General features: G+C 67.4%; 13 protein-coding genes. 11 read left to right on the top strand and 2 right to left on the bottom strand.

All coding sequences use genetic code 11. The features are described from left to right. Positions 1-7 precede the first annotated feature (7 nt). The gene (locus tag MMF98_RS01800; protein WP_243303742.1) at positions 8-418 is read left to right on the top strand and encodes an acyl-CoA thioesterase; all 411 of its coding nucleotides are present in this window, start codon (positions 8-10) and stop codon (positions 416-418) included. A gap of 61 nt (positions 419-479) precedes the next feature. Here the strand turns inward: MMF98_RS01800 and MMF98_RS01795 are convergent, their stop codons facing one another. After that, positions 480-1316 (bottom strand): crotonase/enoyl-CoA hydratase family protein, encoded by an 837-nt coding sequence (locus MMF98_RS01795; protein WP_243303741.1) that lies wholly within the window; start codon positions 1314-1316, stop codon positions 480-482. 188 nt (positions 1317-1504) lie between these two features. Between MMF98_RS01795 and MMF98_RS01790 the strand changes: the two genes are divergently transcribed. The 7 genes from MMF98_RS01790 to MMF98_RS01760 all read left to right on the top strand — a co-directional run bounded on the left by MMF98_RS01790 (position 1505) and on the right by MMF98_RS01760 (position 9759). Further along, complete coding sequence (locus tag MMF98_RS01790) at positions 1505-2380, top strand: branched-chain amino acid ABC transporter permease (protein WP_243303739.1); 876 nt, start codon at positions 1505-1507, stop codon at positions 2378-2380. Positions 2381-2520: 140 nt separating this feature from the next. After that, a complete protein-coding gene (locus MMF98_RS01785) occupies positions 2521-3597 on the top strand; it encodes a branched-chain amino acid ABC transporter permease (RefSeq protein ID WP_243303738.1) in 1077 nt (358 codons plus the stop codon). A 112-nt stretch (positions 3598-3709) separates the two neighbouring features. Beyond that, positions 3710-4522, top strand: a complete 813-nt coding sequence (locus tag MMF98_RS01780; RefSeq protein ID WP_243303736.1) for an ABC transporter ATP-binding protein — start codon at positions 3710-3712, stop codon at positions 4520-4522. Continuing rightward, positions 4519-5316: an ABC transporter ATP-binding protein gene (locus MMF98_RS01775; protein WP_243303734.1), complete on the top strand. Its 798-nt coding sequence runs from the start codon at positions 4519-4521 to the stop codon at positions 5314-5316. Before MMF98_RS01780 ends, MMF98_RS01775 begins: the two co-directional genes overlap by 4 nt. 15 nt (positions 5317-5331) lie before the next feature. Then, positions 5332-7188, top strand: coding sequence for an AMP-dependent synthetase/ligase (locus MMF98_RS01770; RefSeq protein ID WP_243303733.1), 1857 nt, complete (start codon positions 5332-5334; stop codon positions 7186-7188). A gap of 27 nt (positions 7189-7215) precedes the next feature. Beyond that, positions 7216-8379, top strand: a complete 1164-nt coding sequence (locus MMF98_RS01765) for an ABC transporter substrate-binding protein (RefSeq protein WP_243303730.1) — start codon at positions 7216-7218, stop codon at positions 8377-8379. A gap of 147 nt (positions 8380-8526) precedes the next feature. Continuing rightward, a complete protein-coding gene (locus MMF98_RS01760; RefSeq protein WP_243303728.1) occupies positions 8527-9759 on the top strand; it encodes an ABC transporter substrate-binding protein in 1233 nt (410 codons plus the stop codon). 33 nt (positions 9760-9792) lie between these two features. Here MMF98_RS01760 and MMF98_RS01755 read toward each other — a convergent pair whose 3' ends face one another. Then, on the bottom strand, positions 9793-10275 hold the full coding sequence (locus MMF98_RS01755; protein WP_243303726.1) for a thioesterase family protein: 483 nt from the start codon (positions 10273-10275) through the stop codon (positions 9793-9795). 181 nt (positions 10276-10456) lie between these two features. Here MMF98_RS01755 and MMF98_RS01750 point away from each other — a divergent pair, with 181 nt between their 5' ends. The 3 genes from MMF98_RS01750 to MMF98_RS01740 are packed head-to-tail and all read left to right on the top strand — an operon-like array spanning position 10457 to position 16330. Next, positions 10457-11974, top strand: a complete 1518-nt coding sequence (locus MMF98_RS01750) for an efflux transporter outer membrane subunit (RefSeq protein ID WP_243303723.1) — start codon at positions 10457-10459, stop codon at positions 11972-11974. A gap of 4 nt (positions 11975-11978) precedes the next feature. Then, complete coding sequence (locus tag MMF98_RS01745) at positions 11979-13166, top strand: efflux RND transporter periplasmic adaptor subunit (protein ID WP_243303720.1); 1188 nt, start codon at positions 11979-11981, stop codon at positions 13164-13166. Further along, on the top strand, positions 13163-16330 hold the full coding sequence (locus tag MMF98_RS01740) for an efflux RND transporter permease subunit (protein ID WP_243303719.1): 3168 nt from the start codon (positions 13163-13165) through the stop codon (positions 16328-16330). Before MMF98_RS01745 ends, MMF98_RS01740 begins: the two co-directional genes overlap by 4 nt. The last annotated feature ends 17 nt before the right edge of the window (positions 16331-16347 follow it).

The following is a 16347-nucleotide window of genomic DNA, read 5'->3' as shown; positions in this document are numbered from 1 at the left end:
TGTGCCCATGTCCGCCGATTCAAGCGCCCCCCGGGTTGAACTGCCCACCGACCAGGAACTGGTTCTCAAGGTCATCCCCATGCCCGCCGACTGCAACGCCAACGGCGACATCTTCGGCGGCTGGGTCATGGCCCAGGTCGACCTGGCCGGCTCGGTGATCCCCGCGCGGCACGCCAAGGGCCGCATGGCCACGGTGGCCGTCAACGAGTTCATCTTCAAGCAGCCGGTGAGGGTGGGCGACATCCTGTCGTTCTACTCGTCGCTCACGCGCATCGGGCGCACCTCGATGACGGTCAAGGTCGAGGTCTATGCCGAGCGCTTCCGTTCGCAGGGCCAGTACATCAAGGTCACCGAGGCCAGCCTGACCTATGTGGCGATCGACGACCAGGGCCAGCCGCGGCCCGTGCCGAAAGACTGATTGCTACCGATTTGATAGCACCCAACGTCCACCTCACCTGGACCTCCGGGCCTTTTCCTTCTTAAAACTTGCCGTGGCGGCCGGCGCCGGCCGCAAACCGCGCCGCGCCCTCCAGGCCGTCGGCAATGCAGTGCTTGCCGCGCTCCCACTCCTGGTGCAGGGCCTGCGGCAGCGGCAGGTCCCATTGCGCATAGGCGCTGGCGCGGTCGGCCAGCATCGTGGCCTGGGGAAACCGGCACAGCGCCTGCGCCAGCGCGATGGTCGCCGCGCGCGCCTCGCCGCGGGGCACCACGCGGTTGCACAGCCCCATCTGCAGGGCCTCGGCGGCCTCGACCTTGCGGCCGGTGAGGATCAGGTCCAGCGCGCGGCCCTGGCCGATCAGGCGCGGCAGGCGCACCGTGCCGCCGTCGATCAGCGGCACGCCGAAGCGGCGGCAGTAGACGCCGAAGTAGGCGTCCTCCTCCATCACGCGCAGGTCGCACCACAGCGCAAGCTCCATGCCGCCGGCCACGGCCGCGCCGCTGACGGCCGCGATCACGGGCTTGGACAACAGCAGGCGCGACGGGCCCATCGGCCCCAGCGGTGCCGGGCCGGGTCCCGCCGCGTCCTGCGGCGTGAAGTCCAGCGCCGGCAGCACGGCGGCCGGGCCGGCTGACGCCGACGCCGGTGCCAACGCCTGCTGCACCCGGGCCCCGAACTGCAGATCCCAGCCGGCGCAGAAATGGCCGTGCGCACCGTGGAACACCGCCACGCGCGCACCGGCATCGGCATCGAATGCCACGAAGGCGTCGTACAGCGCACGCGCGGTGTCGGCGTCCACCGCGTTGCGCACCTCGGGCCGCTTAAGCGTGACCACCGTCACCTGCTCCAGCTTTTCAACATGAACACTCGTTGCCATGCAGGGATTACCCCTGATCCCGAAGTGACCCCGTATTCGGAACAACCCTGACGACAGTTCACGCATGCACAGATATAACCGTGCCACACGATTCAGGAGAGACCATGATCGCCGATGCGCGCCGCAGTCCGCAGCTCCCCCGGGAGGCCACCGCCTTCGCTGAAGCCGCACGGCAGGAGCGCTGATCCGTGCAATTTCTCCAACTGGTGATCAGCGGCATCTCGCAGGGCTGCATCTACGGCCTGATCGCACTGGGCTTCGTGCTGATCTACAAGGCTACCGAGACCGTGAGCTTCGCGCAGGGCGAGCTGATGATGCTGGGCGCGTTCTGCGCGCTGGCGCTGATGACGCTGCTGGGCTTTCCGTTCTGGCTGGCGGTGATCAGCGCCATCGCCGCCATGGCGCTGTTCGGCATCGTGCTCGAGCGGCTAGTGATCCGACCGATCCTCGGCCAGCCGGCCTTCTCGATCGTGATGCTGACCATCGGCATCGGCTACGTGGCGCGCGGCGCCATCACCATGATCCCCGGCATCGGCACCGAGACCCACACCCTGCCCGTGCCCTACAAGGACATGATCTGGAACGTCGGCGCGCTGGTGCTCAACGTCGAGCAGATGGCGGTGATCGGCACCACCGCCGTGCTGTGCCTGCTGCTGTTCGCGATGTTCCGCTACAGCAAGCTCGGCATCGCGATGCAGGCCTCGTCGCAGAACCAGCTCGCGGCCTACTACATGGGCATTCCGGTCAAGCGCCTGAACGGCCTGGTCTGGGGCCTGGCCGCCGCGGTGGCCGCGGTCGCCGGCCTGCTGCTGGCGCCCATCACCTTCGTGCACGCCAACATGGGCTTCATCGGCCTCAAGGCCTTTCCGGCCGCCGTGGTGGGCGGCTTTGGCAGCCTGCCGGGCGCCATCGTGGGCGGGCTGATCATCGGCATCGTCGAATCGCTGTCGGGCTTCTACCTGCCCGACGGCTTCAAGGACACGGCCGCCTACATCGTGGTGCTCATCATGCTCATGGTCAAGCCCAACGGCCTGTTCGGCGAAACGCTAAGGAAAAAAGTATGACCCCCCCGAAGCGCCTTCGGCGCCTTCCCCCCAGGGGGGCGCCACCAGCGGCCCGGCAAAGCCGGTTCCGCGGTGGCCCTCGCATGGGCCACCCGACTGCCATGGCTGCGGCCTGTTCCTTTTTCCTTGGATAAGAGCCCATGCGTTTTATTTTCAAGACCGACTACGGCCAGGACATCCAGCTCGCCAAGCACGGCGGCCATGTGTTCTGGTACGGCGCGCTGATGCTGCTCCTGCTGGCCGCGCCCTGGTTGTTTCCCGAATACTGGCTGGCGCAGCTCACCTTCGTGCTGATCTACTCGATCGTCGGCCTGGGCCTGATGCTGCTGGCCGGCTTCACCGGCCTGTTCTCGATCGGCCATGCGGCCTTCCTCGGCGTCGGGGCTTACACCCAGGCGGTGCTGACCAACATGGGCTGGCCGTTCCCGCTGGCGCTGCTGTGCGCGGGCCTGCTGTCGGCCGCGGTGGGCGTGATCGTCGGGCTGCCCGCGCTGCGCGTGAAGGGCATCTACCTCGGTATCGCCACACTGTCGTTCGGCTTCATCGTGGAAGAGGTTCTGGCGCGCTGGGAGTCGGTCACGGGCGGCAATGCCGGCATCCAGGTCAAGCCGCCGCAGCTCGGCGGCTGGAAGATGGATTCGGGCATGGAGTTCTATTTCCTGTGCCTGGTGATCGCGGTGCTGGCGACGCTGGCCATCCTGAACCTGCTGCGCTCGTCCACCGGGCGCGCCTTCGTCGCCATCCGTGACTCCGAAATCTCGGCCCAGAGCATGGGCATCCACCTGGCGCGCTACAAGACGCTGTCGTTCGCGCTGTCGGCCGCGCTGGCCGGTGTCGGCGGCGCGCTCTATGCGCACAAGCTGCAGTTCATCTCGCCCGACCAGTTCAACATCCTGCAGTCGATCGACCTGCTGCTGATGGTGGTGATCGGCGGCCTGGGCTCGGTGCACGGCGCCTTCCTCGGCGCCATCTTCCTGATCTCGATGCCGCAGCTGATCTCGCTGTCCAAGGACCACCTGCCCGACGTCATCGGCCAGGCACCGGGCCTGCAGGCCGTGGTCTACGGCGCGGTGCTGATCGGCTTCGTGCTGTTCGAGCCGCTCGGCCTGTACGGCCGCTGGCTCAAGGTGCGCACCTGGTTCCAGCTCTTTCCGTTCTACCGCAAGGGCCTGTTCAAGCGGCAGAAATCCTTCCAGAAATCCGACAGGCTTAGATGAAACACCCCCGAAGCGCCTTCGGCGCCTCCCCCTCGAGGGGGCGCTACCAGCGGCCCGGCAAAGCCGGTTCCGCGGTCGCCTGCGAAAAGGCACGGCTATCAGGATGCCCCCTATGACTGACATCCTCCTCTCGGCCCGCAACCTCAGCGTTCGCTTCGGCGGCGTGCTGGCGGTCAACAACGTGAGCTTCGACGTGAAGCAGGGCGAGGTGTTCACGCTGATCGGCCCCAACGGCGCGGGCAAGACCACGGTGTTCAACCTGATCAGCCGCATCTACACGCCGACCTCGGGCGAGATCGAGTACGAAGGCCGCCGGCTCACCGAGCAGCCGCCGCACCGGATCGCCTCGCTGGGCATCGCGCGCACCTTCCAGAACATCGAGCTGTTCGAGCACGCCACCGTGCTGCACAACCTGCTGATCGGGCGCCACACGCACCGCAGCACCGGCCTGTGGAGCGAGATGTTCTTCACCCCCAGAACCCGCGCCGCCGAGATCGAGGCGCGCGAGAAGGTGGAAAAGGTCATCGAGCTTCTCGACCTGCAGCACCACCGGGACTCGATGGTGGCCGGCCTGCCCTACGGGGTGCGCAAGGTGGTGGAGCTGGCGCGCGCGCTCTGCACCGAGCCCAAGCTGCTGCTGCTGGACGAGCCCTCGTCCGGCCTGAACGTGGAGGAGACCGACGACATGGCGTTCTGGATCCAGGACATCCAGCATGAGCTCGGCATCAGCGTGCTGATGGTCGAGCACGACATGACGCTGGTGTCCAAGGTCAGCGACCGGGTGCTGGCCATGAACCAGGGCGAGGTGCTGGCCCTGGGCACGCCGCGCGAGGTGCAGGCTCACCCGGGCGTGATCGAGGCCTACCTCGGCTCCATCGACGACGTGTCGTCGCTGCGCCGCCAGAGCACCGGGAGGGCCGCATGAGCGAAGTGCCGCCGCCCGTGAGCGATCAGCCCGTGCTCAAGCTGCTCAACGTCGAGAGCGCCTACGGGCCGATCAAGGCGATCCGCGGCGTGAGCCTGCAGGTGCGCCGCGGCGAGATCGCCACCGTGCTCGGCTCCAACGGCGCGGGCAAGACCACCATCCTCAAGACCATCAGCGGCATCATCGACCCGCGCAAGGGCTCGATCGAGTTCAAGGGCGACGACATCACGGCGCAGGACCCGGCCCACATCGTGCAGCAGGGCCTCTCCCACGTGCCCGAGGGGCGCGAGGTGTTCCCGCTGCTCTCCGTGCGCGACAACCTGCTGATGGGCGCCTACACCCGCAGCGACCGCGACGGCGTGGCGCGCGACATGGAAGCGGTGTACGGCTACTTCCCCATCCTCCAGGAGCGCGCCGCGCAGGACGCCGGCCTGCTCTCGGGCGGGCAGCAGCAGATGCTGGCGATCTCGCGCGCCATCATGGCCGCGCCCGACCTGATCCTGCTCGACGAGCCCAGCCTCGGCCTGTCACCGAAACTGACCAAAGAGATCTTCGAGATCGTGGTGCGCATCAACCGCGAGCGCGGCACCACCATCCTGCTGGTGGAGCAGAACGCCAACATGGCGCTCAACGCCTCCGACTACGGCTATGTGCTGGAGAACGGCCGCATCGTCATGGAAGACACCTGCGCCCGGCTGCGCGAGAAGGAGGACATCAAGGAGTTCTACCTCGGCATGAAGGAAGAAGGCGTGCGCGGCGAGCGCCGCTGGAAGAAGAAAAAGAACTGGCGCTGAAGGAGCAAGCAAGACATGTCCAACCTCTGGGATCTCAGCCACATCCAACCCGAAACCCGCGTGGTGCTGGAAGGCGACACGGTTCCCGCGATGTTCTGGAACGCGGTGGAGACGCGCGGCCCACAGGTCTGGATGCGGCAGAAGGAGCTGGGCCTGTGGCGCAGCTGGACCTGGGGCCGCACGGCCGAGGCCGTGCGCGAGATCGCCGGCGGCCTGATGAGCCTGGGCTTCGCACGCGGCGACTGCGCCTCCATCCTGTCCAACACCGTGGTCGAATGGGTGCTGGCCGATCTCGCCGTGCTCAGCTGCGGCGGCGTGGCCAACGGCATCTACCCCACCGACGCGGCCTCGCAAGTGCACTACCTGTGCGAAGACTCTCGCACCACCGTCCTGTTCGTGGAAGACGACGAGCAGCTCGACAAGGCGCTCGAAGTGCGCGACCGGCTGCCGCTGCTGAGCAAGGTGGTGGTGTTCGACATGGAAGGCCTGCGCGAGCTCGACGACCCCGGCGTCATCAGCCTGGATGAGCTGCGCGCGCGCGGCCGCGACTACCTGGCCCGGCACCCGGACGAGCTCATGCAGCGGGTGCAGGCCTGCCGGCCCGAGGACCTGGCCATCCTGGTCTACACCTCGGGCACCACCGGCAAGCCCAAGGGCGCCATGCACAGCCACCGCGGCCTGGTGCACACCGTGCGCGGCTACAACACGCTGGTGGCGCAGGATGCGCGCGACGAGCGCATGTGCTTCCTGCCGCTGTGCCACATCGCCGAGCGGCTGGGCGGCGAATACTTCGCGCTGTACACCGGCGCCATCTTGAACTTCGTCGAGAACCCGGAGACCATTCCCGAGAACGTGCGCGAGATCGCGCCAACGGTGTTCACAGCCGTGCCGCGCGTCTGGGAAAAGTTCTATTCGGGCGTGATGATCGCGCTCAAGGAAGCCAGCCCGCTGCAGCAGGCCACCTATGCCTGGGGCATCGGCGTGGGCACGCAGATCGCCGAGCGCGTGCTGGCCGGGCAGCCGGTGGACGGTTTCCTCAAGTTCAAGTTCACGCTGGCGCGCTGGCTCGCGCTGAACAACGTGCGCAAGCTCATCGGCATCCACCGAGCGCGCTTCTGCGTGACCGGCGCGGCGCCGATCTCGCCCGAACTGGTCCGGTGGTACCTGGCCCTGGGCGTGCCCATGCTCGAGGTCTGGGGCATGACCGAGTCCTGCGGCGCGGCCACGGGCGTGCCGGCCACGCGCATCAAGCCCGGCTCGATCGGCCCGGCGGCCAGCTACAACGAGGTGAAGGTCGACCCGGCCACCGGCGAAATCCTGGTGCGTGGCACCAACGTCTTCATGGGCTACCTGAACCAGCCCGAGAAAACCGCCGAAACCATCGACGCCGACGGCTGGCTGCACACCGGCGACGTGGGCAGCATGGACGAGGACGGTTTTCTCAGGATCACCGACCGCATGAAGGACATCATCATCACGGCCGGCGGCAAGAACGTGACGCCCAGCGAGCTGGAGAACGAGCTCAAGTTCTCGCCCTACATCACCGACGCGGTGGTGATCGGCGACAAGCGGCCCTACCTCACGGTGATCGTCATGATCGACCAGGAGAACGTCGAGAAATTCGCGCAGGACAGCGACGTGCCCTTCAGTAATTACGCCAGCTTGACAAGGACGCCAGAAGTCCAAGAATTGATCCAGTCCGAAATCGACCGCGTCAACAAGAAGTTCGCGCGCGTGGAGCAGATCAAGAAGTTCTTCCTGCTGGAGACCCAGCTGACCGCGGAAGACGAGGAATTGACGCCCACCATGAAGCTCAAGCGCAAGCTCGTGCAGACCAAATACTCGCCGCAGATCGAAGCGATGTATCGGTAGTTCCACCTTCAACAGGAGACCAGCAGCATGAAACTCAAAGCCACCCTCGCCTTCGCCGTGCTGGCGTTCGGCGCTTCGTTCGCGCTCGCCCAGCAGCAGGGCGTGAGCAAGAACGAGATCCTGATCGGCACGATCCAGGACATGTCGGGTCCGCTGGCCGGCTACGGCAAGCAGGCGCGCAACGGCATGCTGCTGCGCATTGCCGAGCTCAACGAGCAGGGCAGCATCCACGGGCGCAAGCTCAAGCTGCTGGCCGAGGACGACGGCTACGATCCCAAGAAGGCCGTGCTGGCCGCGCAGAAGCTGGTGAACCAGGACAAGATCTTCATCATGGCCGGCCACCTGGGCACGGCGCAGAACATGGCCGCGATGCCGGTGCAGTTCGACAAGAACATCGTCAACCTGTTCCCGATCACGGCCGCACGCGAAATGTACGAACCGCTGAACCGGCTCAAGTACTCGTTCGCGGCGACCTACTACGACCAGGTGCGCATCACGCTGCCCAAGATGATCAAGGAAAAGAACGCCAAGAAAGTCTGCACCATCTACCAGGACGACGACTTCGGCACCGAGGTCCAGAAGGGGGCGGAGGCCGCGCTCAAGACCCTGAACATGGAGCTGGCCGAGAAGACCACCTACAAGCGCGGCGCGACCGACTTCTCCTCGCAGGTGGCCAAGATGAAGGCCGCGGGCTGCGACCTGGTGGTGCTGGGCACCATCATCCGCGAGACCATCGGCACCATCGCCGAGGCGCGCAAGACCGGCTTCAACCCCACCTTCCTCGGCACCAGCGCCGCCTACACGGATCTGATCCACAAGCTGGGCGGCAAGGCCATGGACGGCCTGTACGCCACCATGACCGTGCAGCATCCCTACCTGGACGAGGCCTCGCAGCCCCTGCGCTTCTGGGCCAACAAGTACAAGACCCAGTTCAATGAAGACCCGACCGTGTTCTCGGTCTACGGCTACATCATCATCGACTCGTTCATCCAGGCGGCGCAGAAGGCTGGCCCGAACCTCACGACCGACAGCTTCATCAAGGCCATGGACAGCATGACCTTCGAGCCTGACATGTTCGGCAGCCCGAAGAGCAACTACACCGCCACCAAGCGCCTGGGCAACGATCTCTCGCGCCTGTCGCAGATCCAGGACGGCAAGTGGAAGGTCATCTCGGACTACGTGAAGCCCTGAGGGCGGTCGCATGCGCGACAAAAAGGCGCCTCCGGGCGCCTTTTTTCATGCCCGGCAGTCGCGCAGGTGAAAGCAAAAGTACCAGTCCCTCGCGAAGATTCCGGGGCTGCGTTCGACAGCACCATCCATCACGAGGAGACACGCGACATGAAGACCAAACTCGCCTGCCTGGGGCTGCTGGCCCTGGGCACCACGTTCGCCACCGCGCAGACCGCCACCCAGGGCGTGAGCAAGAACGAAATCGTCATCGGCACGATCCAGGACCTGTCGGGCCCGCTGGCCGGCTATGGCAAGCAGATCCGCAACGGCATGCAGTTGCGCGTGGAGGAAGCCAACGAGCAGGGCGGCATCAACGGCCGCCGGATCAGGCTGCTGGTCGAGGATTCGGGCTATGAGCCGAAGAAGGCCGTGCTGGCGGCGCAGAAGCTGGTGAGCCAGGACGGCATCTTCGCAATGGTGGGCCACCTGGGCACCGCGCAGAACATGGCCGCCATGCCGGTGCAGTTCGAGAAGAACGTGATCAACTTCTTCCCGGTCACGGCCGCGCGCGAGATGTACGAGCCCCTGCACCGCCTCAAATACTCCAACGCGGCCACCTACTACGACCAGATGCGCATTGCGGCGCCGCGGCTCATGAAGGACCGCAACCTGAAGAAGGCCTGCGTGATCTACCAGGACGACGACTTCGGCCTCGAAGTGATGCGCGGCGCCGAAGCCGGCCTGAAGACCCTCAACATGGAGTTCGCCGAGAAAACCTCGTACAAGCGCGGCGCCACCGACTTCTCCTCGCAGATCGCGAAGATGAAGGCCGCGGGCTGCGAGCTCGTGGTGCTCGGCACCATCATCCGCGAGACGGTGGGCACCATCGGCGAGGCGCGCCGCTCGGGCTTTTCGCCGCTGTTCGTGGGCTCCAGCGCGGTGTACACCGACCTGATTCCCAAGCTCGGCGGCAAGCCGATGGACGGCCTGTTCGCCACCATGACCGCGGCACACCCCTACCTGGACGCGGCCGAGCAGCCGGTGCGCTTCTGGGCCAACAAGTACAAGACCCGGTTCAGCGAGGACCCTTCGGTGTTCTCGGTCTATGGCTATGGCAACATGGACGCGTTCCTGCGCGTGGCCATGAAGACCGGCCCGGCCCTCAGCACCGACAGCTTCGTCAAGACGATGGACGGCATGACCTTCACGCGCGACATGTTCGGCACGGCCGAACTGAGCTTCAGCCCGACCCGGCACCTGGGCAATGCGTTCTCACGGCTGTCGCAGATCCAGGACGGGCGCTGGAAGGTGGTGTCCGACTACGTGGCGTTCAGCGGCCTGAAGCCGGTGCTGCAAAAGGACGGGAAGTGGAAGGTCGAGTCGGAGTTCTTCAAGGATTGAGCCGCTGCGCCTGGGGCTGAGCGGCGCCGCCGCTCAGGACACGATGTAGGCCCCCGCCCCCACCGACAGCAGTCGGCCATCCGCCCCGAGGAACTCCATCCGCGTGGAAGCGACGCGCGAACCCAGCCGCAGCACCTCGGCACGCAGTTCGAACCGCTCGCCGATACCCGGCCGCAGGTAATCGATGCGCAGGTCGATGGTGCCAAGCTTGGCAAAGCGGTGCAGCCGCTGCGCAGGCGGCTCGTCCATGTGGCGGGCGCCGATGGCCGCCATCACGGCCAGGCCGCCCATGGCGTCCAGCCCCGCGCTGATCACGCCGCCGTGGACACGGTTGTGGGCATAGTGCCCCACCAGTTCGTGGCGCATCTCGATGCGGCCGGTGACCTGCTCGGGCCGCATCGAGATGATCTTCAGGCCGATCACCCGGTTGAAGGCAATCTTTTCTTCAAAAATGGTTTTCAGGCCGGCGATGAACTCCGGTTCGAATTCGCCAGCCGGCGCCGCAGTGTGAGTCATGAATCGCATTGTCTCGCAGCGCACGGCATCGCGGCCCGCCGAAGCCGATGAAACTGACAGAACTGTCATGTGAATGACAGCCTGCGGTTCGCCCCCGGCGCCTAGAGTGCCATGAACCGGTCACGCGGGCGGCGGCCCTTTTCGCGGTGCGCGGCCCGGCCCACAGAACACCCTCGACACCATGACGCCACCCGATGCCCGCTTTCAGCGCTCCCCGGCGCGGCCCGCCCGCTGGCTGGCCGGCCCGGCTCTCGCCGCTTTGCTGGCCGGCTGCGCCGCCGTCGGCCCCGACTACGTGCGCCCCGCCATGGAGCTACCGGCGGCCTACAAGGAAAGCGGCCCCTGGAAGACGGCCCAGCCGCAGCCCATCGACAGCCAGCGGCGCTGGTGGGAAGCCTACGGCGACAGCACCCTGAACGCGCTGATCGAGCAGGCCAACCAGGCCAACCAGAACATCCGCCAGGCCGAAGCCCAGTACCGGCAGGCGCGCGCCCTCGCCGATGCGGCGCGCGCCGGCTTCTCGCCCACGCTGGGCGTGAATGCCGGCGCCGACCGCAGCCTGACCAATACCAACGGCATCGTGCTGGGCAATGACTACAGCCTGGGGCTCGGCGCCAGCTGGGAGCCCGACCTCTGGGGCAGCGTGCGGCGCGCCGTCGAGGCCGGCCAGGCCGGCGCCCAGGCCAGCGCCGACGACCTGGCCGCGGCCCGCCTCAGCATCCAGGCGGCGCTGGCGCAGGACTACCTGCAGCTGCGCGTCACCGACCTGCTGCTGGACCTCTATGCGGCCACCACGGCGGCCTACACCCGCGCGCTGCAACTGACGCAAAGCCAGTACGCCGCCGGCGTGGCGCTGCGCTCCGACGTGGCGCTGGCGGAAACCCAGCTGAAGACGGCGCAGGCGCAAGGCGTCGATCTGCAGGCGCAGCGCAGCCAGCTCGAGCATGCGATCGCGATCCTGACCGGCCGGGCGCCGGCAGACTTCACGCTGCCGCCAGCGGCGCTCACGGCGGACCAGTTGCGGGCCAGCCTGCCCGCGATACCGGCGGGCCTGCCGTCCGACCTGCTGGAGCGCCGCCCCGACATTGCCGGGGCCGAACGCCGGGTGGCCGCGGCCAATGCCAACATCGGCGTCGCCCGGGCAGCGTTCTATCCGTCGCTGACGCTGGGGGCCAGCGACGGCTTCAACATGACCCGGCTGGCGACCCTGTTCAACACCCCGAGCCGGGTCTGGTCGCTCGGCGCCAGCCTGGCCCAGACCCTGTTCGACGGCGGCCTGCGGCAGGCCCGCAGCGCGCAGGCGGTGGCCGCCTACGACGTCTCGGTGGCGCAGTACAAGCAGATCGTCCTGGGCGGCCTGCAGCAGGTCGAGGACAACCTCGCGCTGCTGCGCACGCTGGACCACGAAACCGGCCTGCAGGACCAGGCCGTACAGGCCGCGCAGCTGGCCGAGCGGCTCACATTGAGCCAGTACCGCGCCGGCACCACCTCCTACCTGGCCGTGGTGACAGCGCAGACGCTGTCGCTGTCCAACCAGCGCACGGCAGTGCAACTGCAGGGCCGGCAACTCGCCGCCAGCGTGGCCCTGGTCACCGCCCTGGGCGGTGGCTGGCACGACGGCACGAACACCGCCTCGCGCGAACCGGCCCGCGCCACGCCCCCGGCCTCGACACTGGCCGCCACCCGCCCGGAAAGCTGATGCCATGACTTCTGCGCTGTCCCAACGCCATCCCACGCTGCTGACCGCCGCCGCGCTGGTGGTGGTCCTCGCCGGCACCGCGCTGGCCCTGCGCCACACGGCGTTCTCCTCCAAGCCGCCGGCCGCGCCGCCGCCGCCGGTACAGGTCACCACGGCGCCGGTCCAGCAGCAGGACGTGCCGATCTACCTGGCCGGCATCGGCAACGTCACCGCCATGGCCAGCGTGACGGTCAAGGCGCGCATCGACGGCCAGCTCGAGCGGGTCGGGTTCACCGAGGGCCAGGACGTGAAGGCCGGCCAGATGCTGGCGCGCATCGACCCGCGCACGCTGCAGGCGCAGCTGCAGCAGGCGCAGGCCCAGAAGCTCAAGGACCAGGCGCAGCTCGCCAACGCCAGAACGGACCTGCAGCGCTACACCACCCTGATCACGCAGGATGCGGCCACCCAGCAGCAGCTCGACACCCAGAAGGCGCTGGTGGCGCAGCTCGATGCCGCGGTCAAGACCGACGAGGCGCAGATCAACTATGCGCAGGTGCAGCTCGACTTCACCACCATCGCCGCGCCGATCAGCGGCCGGGTCGGCGCGCGCCTGGTGGACCCGGGCAACATCGTGCACGCTGCCGATGCCAACGGCCTGGTCGTGATCAACCAGATCGATCCGATCGCGGTCGTGTTCACCCTGCCCGAAGGCGCCTTCCAGGAGATCAACCGGGCGCTGCGCGCGAGCCCGCAGCCGCTGGCGGTGGAGGCCTATCCGCGCGAAGGCCGCGAGCTGCTGGGCCAGGGCAAGCTGATCCTGCTGAACAACCAGATCGACCCGACCACCGGCACGGTGCAGCTCAAGGGCAGCTTCCCGAACCCGTCGCACACGCTGTGGCCCGGCCAGTTCGTGAACGCGCGCCTGGTGCTGGGCACCCGCAGCCAGGCGCTCACCGTGCCCGCCGCCGCGGTCCAGCGCAGCCAGGGCGGCCTCTATGTCTATGTCGCCAATGCCGACGGCACGGCGCAGAGCCTGCCCGTCCAGGTGGCGCGGATCCAGGACGGCCTGGCGATCATCGACAAGGGGCTGAGCGCCGGCCAGCATGTGGTGGTGGACGGGCAGTACAAGCTCAAGCCCGGCGTGTGCGTCGTGGAAGTGGCAGCCGGCACCTTGAAAACGGCCGGCGCCGCGGCATCGGGAGCCGGCAATTGAGCATCTCCGCCACCTTCATCCGGCGGCCCATCGGCACCACGCTGCTGGCGCTGGCCCTGCTGCTCGTGGGCGTGGCGGTGTTTCCGCTGCTGCCGGTGGCCCCGCTGCCCCAGGTCGATTTCCCGACCATCCAGGTCTCGGCCAATCTGCCCGGGGCCAGCCCGGAGACCATGGCCTCGAACGTTGCGCAGCCGCTGGAGCGGCAGTTCTCGCTGATCGCCGGCCTGAGCCAGATGACCTCGACCAGCGGCATCGGCTCCTCGCAGATCACCCTCCAGTTCGACCTGAACCGCTCGATCGACGCCGCGGCGCTCGACGTCCAGGCGGCCATCGTCGCCGCCACCGGCCAGCTGCCGGCCAACCTGCCGAGCCCGCCGACCTTCCGTAAGGTCAATCCGGCCGATTCGCCCATCATGCTGCTCACGGTGCAATCCAGGACGCTGCCGCTGATCGAGGTCAACGACTATGCCGACAACATCCTGGCGCAGCAGATCTCGCAGATCTCGGGAGTCGGCCTGGTCAGCATCGGCGGGGTGCAGAAGCCGTCGGTGCGCATCCAGGTCGATCCCGCCCGGCTGGCCGCGCTGGGCATGAGCCTGGAGGACATTCGCGGCGTCATCGCCAGCACCACCGTGAACCAGCCCAAGGGCACGCTGGACGGCCAGCGGCAGAGCTTCACCGTCTACACCAACGACCAGTTGCTGAGCGCCGCGCCCTGGAACGACGTGGTGCTGGCCTACCGCAACGGCGCGCCGGTTCGCGTGCGCGACCTCGGTGTCGCGGTGGATGCGGCGGAGAACACCAAGGTGGCCGCCTGGGCCTATGGCGGCGCTGCCGCGCCGGCAAACAGCACCGTCGGCAACGGCCGCTCCATCGTGCTGGTGATCTTCAAGCAGCCCGGCGCCAACGTGATCGAGACCGTGGACCGCATCAAGGCCGCACTGCCCCAGCTGCAGGCCTCCATTCCGCCCACGGTGGACGTGAACATCCTGGTGGACCGCACTCAGACCATCCGCGCCTCGGTGCTGGACGTCGAGTTCACGCTGCTGCTGACGATCGCGCTGGTGGTGATGGTCATCTTCCTGTTCCTGCGCAACGTGGCGGCCACGCTGATCCCGAGCATCACCGTGCCGCTGGCGCTGACGGGCACCGCGGCCGTGATGTACCTCGCGGGCTTCAGCCTCGACAACCTCTCGCTGATGGCGCTCACCATCTCGGTCGGCTTCGTCGTGGACGACGCGATCGTGATGCTGGAGAACATCTACCGCCACGTCGAGCAAGGCCTGTCGCCGATGGAGGCGGCCCTCAAGGGCGCGGCGGAAATCAGCTTCACCATCGTCTCTATCTCGGTGTCGCTGGTGGCGGTGTTCATTCCGCTGCTGCTGATGGGCGGCATCGTGGGCCGGCTGTTCCGCGAGTTCGCGATCACGGTGACGCTGGCGATCACGGTCTCGGTCGCCATCTCGCTGACCCTGACGCCGATGCTGTGCTCGCGCTTCCTGAAGAACGAGCACGGGCGATCGCATGGGCGGCTCTACCAGTGGTTCGAGCACGGCTTCGATGCGATGCTCAACGGCTACAAGCGCGGCCTGCATCTGGTGCTGCGCCACCAGTTCATCACGCTGTGCGTGTTCATCGCCACGCTGGCGGCCACCGTCGCCCTGTTCGTCTTCATTCCCAAGGGATTCTTCCCGCAGCAGGACACCGGCTTCATCTTCGGCTCGGCCGAGTCCGCGCAGGACTCGTCGTTCGAGTCGATGAACCAGCGCATGACCCAGCTCGCCGACGTGGTGCGCCAGGACCCCGACGTCACCGGCCTAGCCATGTTCGGGAACTCGTCGACCTTCAACACCGGCAACTTCTTCATCAGCCTCAAACCGAAGGACGAGGGCCGCACCCTCAGCGCCGACCAGATCATCGCGCGGCTGCGCCCGCAGCTCGCCAGGGTCGAAGGGGTGTCGCTGCTGATGCAGGCCGGGCAGGACATCAACGTCGGCGGCCGCCTGTCGCGCACGCAGTACCAGTACACCATCACCGACGCCAACCTCGACGAGCTGAACGTCTGGGCGCCCCGGCTGCTGGAACGCCTGCGGCAGCTGCCGCAGCTCGTCGACGTCGCCTCCGACCTGCAGAACGCCGCGGCCACCGCGTCGCTGACCATCGACCGCGACCGCGCCTCGACCTTCGGCATCTCGCCGGCCGCCATCGACGCAACGCTCTACGACGCCATCGGCCAGCGCCAGGTGGCGCAGTACTTCACGCAGATCAACAGCTACCACGTGGTGCTGGAAGTCACGCCGCAGATGCAGCAGGACCCGACCCTGTTCAACAAGCTGTACGTCACCTCGCCCCTCACCGGGCAGCAGATCCCGCTGTCGACCTTCGTGAAGGTCGACACCAACAAGACGGCCTACCTGTCGATCAGCCACCAGAGCCAGTTCCCGGCCGTGACGCTGTCGTTCAACCTGGCGCCCGGCGTGGCGCTCGGCGATGCGGTCAAGGCGATCCAGAAGGCCCAGGCCGCCATGGGCCTGCCGCAGGCGCTCACCGGCTCGTTCCAGGGCACCGCCAAGGCTTTCGGCGATTCGCTCGCCACGCAGCCCTACCTGATCGCGGCGGCGCTGATCGCGGTCTACATCGTGCTGGGCCTGCTGTACGAGAGCTACATCCATCCCCTGACGATCCTGTCGACCCTGCCGTCCGCCGGCGTCGGGGCGCTGCTGATCCTGATGGCGGGAGGCTACGACCTGAGCGTGATCGCGCTGATCGGCATCATCCTGCTGATCGGCATCGTCAAGAAGAACGGCATCATGATGATCGACTTCGCGCTCACGGCCGAGCGCGAGCAGGGTCTGGCGCCGCAGGAGGCCATCTACCAGGCCTGCCTGCTGCGCTTTCGGCCCATCATGATGACCACCATGTGCGCGCTGCTCAGCGGCCTGCCCCTGATGCTGGGCCATGGCGCCGGCTCCGAATTGCGGCGCCCACTGGGCTATGCTATGGTCGGCGGGCTGGTCCTGTCGCAGGCGCTGACCCTGTTCACGACGCCGGTGATCTACCTGTACCTGGACCGGGCCCACTACTGGTACCTGCGCCGCAAGCAGGCGCGGCTGGCCCGCAAGGCGGGACCTGCCGGCGAGCCGGAGCCGCCGGTGACGGCCTGACCCAGGATGTTCGAGTC

The organism is Variovorax terrae (assembly GCF_022809125.1).
In the GTDB taxonomy this organism is placed as follows: Bacteria; Pseudomonadota; Gammaproteobacteria; order Burkholderiales; family Burkholderiaceae_C; genus Variovorax_A; species Variovorax_A terrae.
Note: the sequence above shows the minus strand (reverse complement) of the source record. Positions and strands in the feature narration are given on the sequence as shown.

Bases quoted from the DNA above. Each gene is read 5' to 3' on its own strand.
- MMF98_RS01785 (WP_243303738.1), top strand. From the start codon at position 2,521: ATGCGTTTTATTTTCAAGACCGACTACGGCCAGGACATCCAGCTCGCC.
- MMF98_RS01775 (WP_243303734.1), top strand. From the start codon at position 4,519: ATGAGCGAAGTGCCGCCGCCCGTGAGCGATCAGCCCGTGCTCAAGCTG.
- MMF98_RS01800 (WP_243303742.1), top strand. From the start codon at position 8: ATGTCCGCCGATTCAAGCGCCCCCCGGGTTGAACTGCCCACCGACCAG.
- MMF98_RS01755 (WP_243303726.1), bottom strand. From the start codon at position 10,275: ATGACTCACACTGCGGCGCCGGCTGGCGAATTCGAACCGGAGTTCATC.
- MMF98_RS01765 (WP_243303730.1), top strand. From the start codon at position 7,216: ATGAAACTCAAAGCCACCCTCGCCTTCGCCGTGCTGGCGTTCGGCGCT.
- MMF98_RS01770 (WP_243303733.1), top strand. From the start codon at position 5,332: ATGTCCAACCTCTGGGATCTCAGCCACATCCAACCCGAAACCCGCGTG.
- MMF98_RS01795 (WP_243303741.1), bottom strand. From the start codon at position 1,316: ATGGCAACGAGTGTTCATGTTGAAAAGCTGGAGCAGGTGACGGTGGTC.
- MMF98_RS01760 (WP_243303728.1), top strand. From the start codon at position 8,527: ATGAAGACCAAACTCGCCTGCCTGGGGCTGCTGGCCCTGGGCACCACG.
- MMF98_RS01750 (WP_243303723.1), top strand. From the start codon at position 10,457: ATGACGCCACCCGATGCCCGCTTTCAGCGCTCCCCGGCGCGGCCCGCC.
- MMF98_RS01745 (WP_243303720.1), top strand. From the start codon at position 11,979: ATGACTTCTGCGCTGTCCCAACGCCATCCCACGCTGCTGACCGCCGCC.
- MMF98_RS01780 (WP_243303736.1), top strand. From the start codon at position 3,710: ATGACTGACATCCTCCTCTCGGCCCGCAACCTCAGCGTTCGCTTCGGC.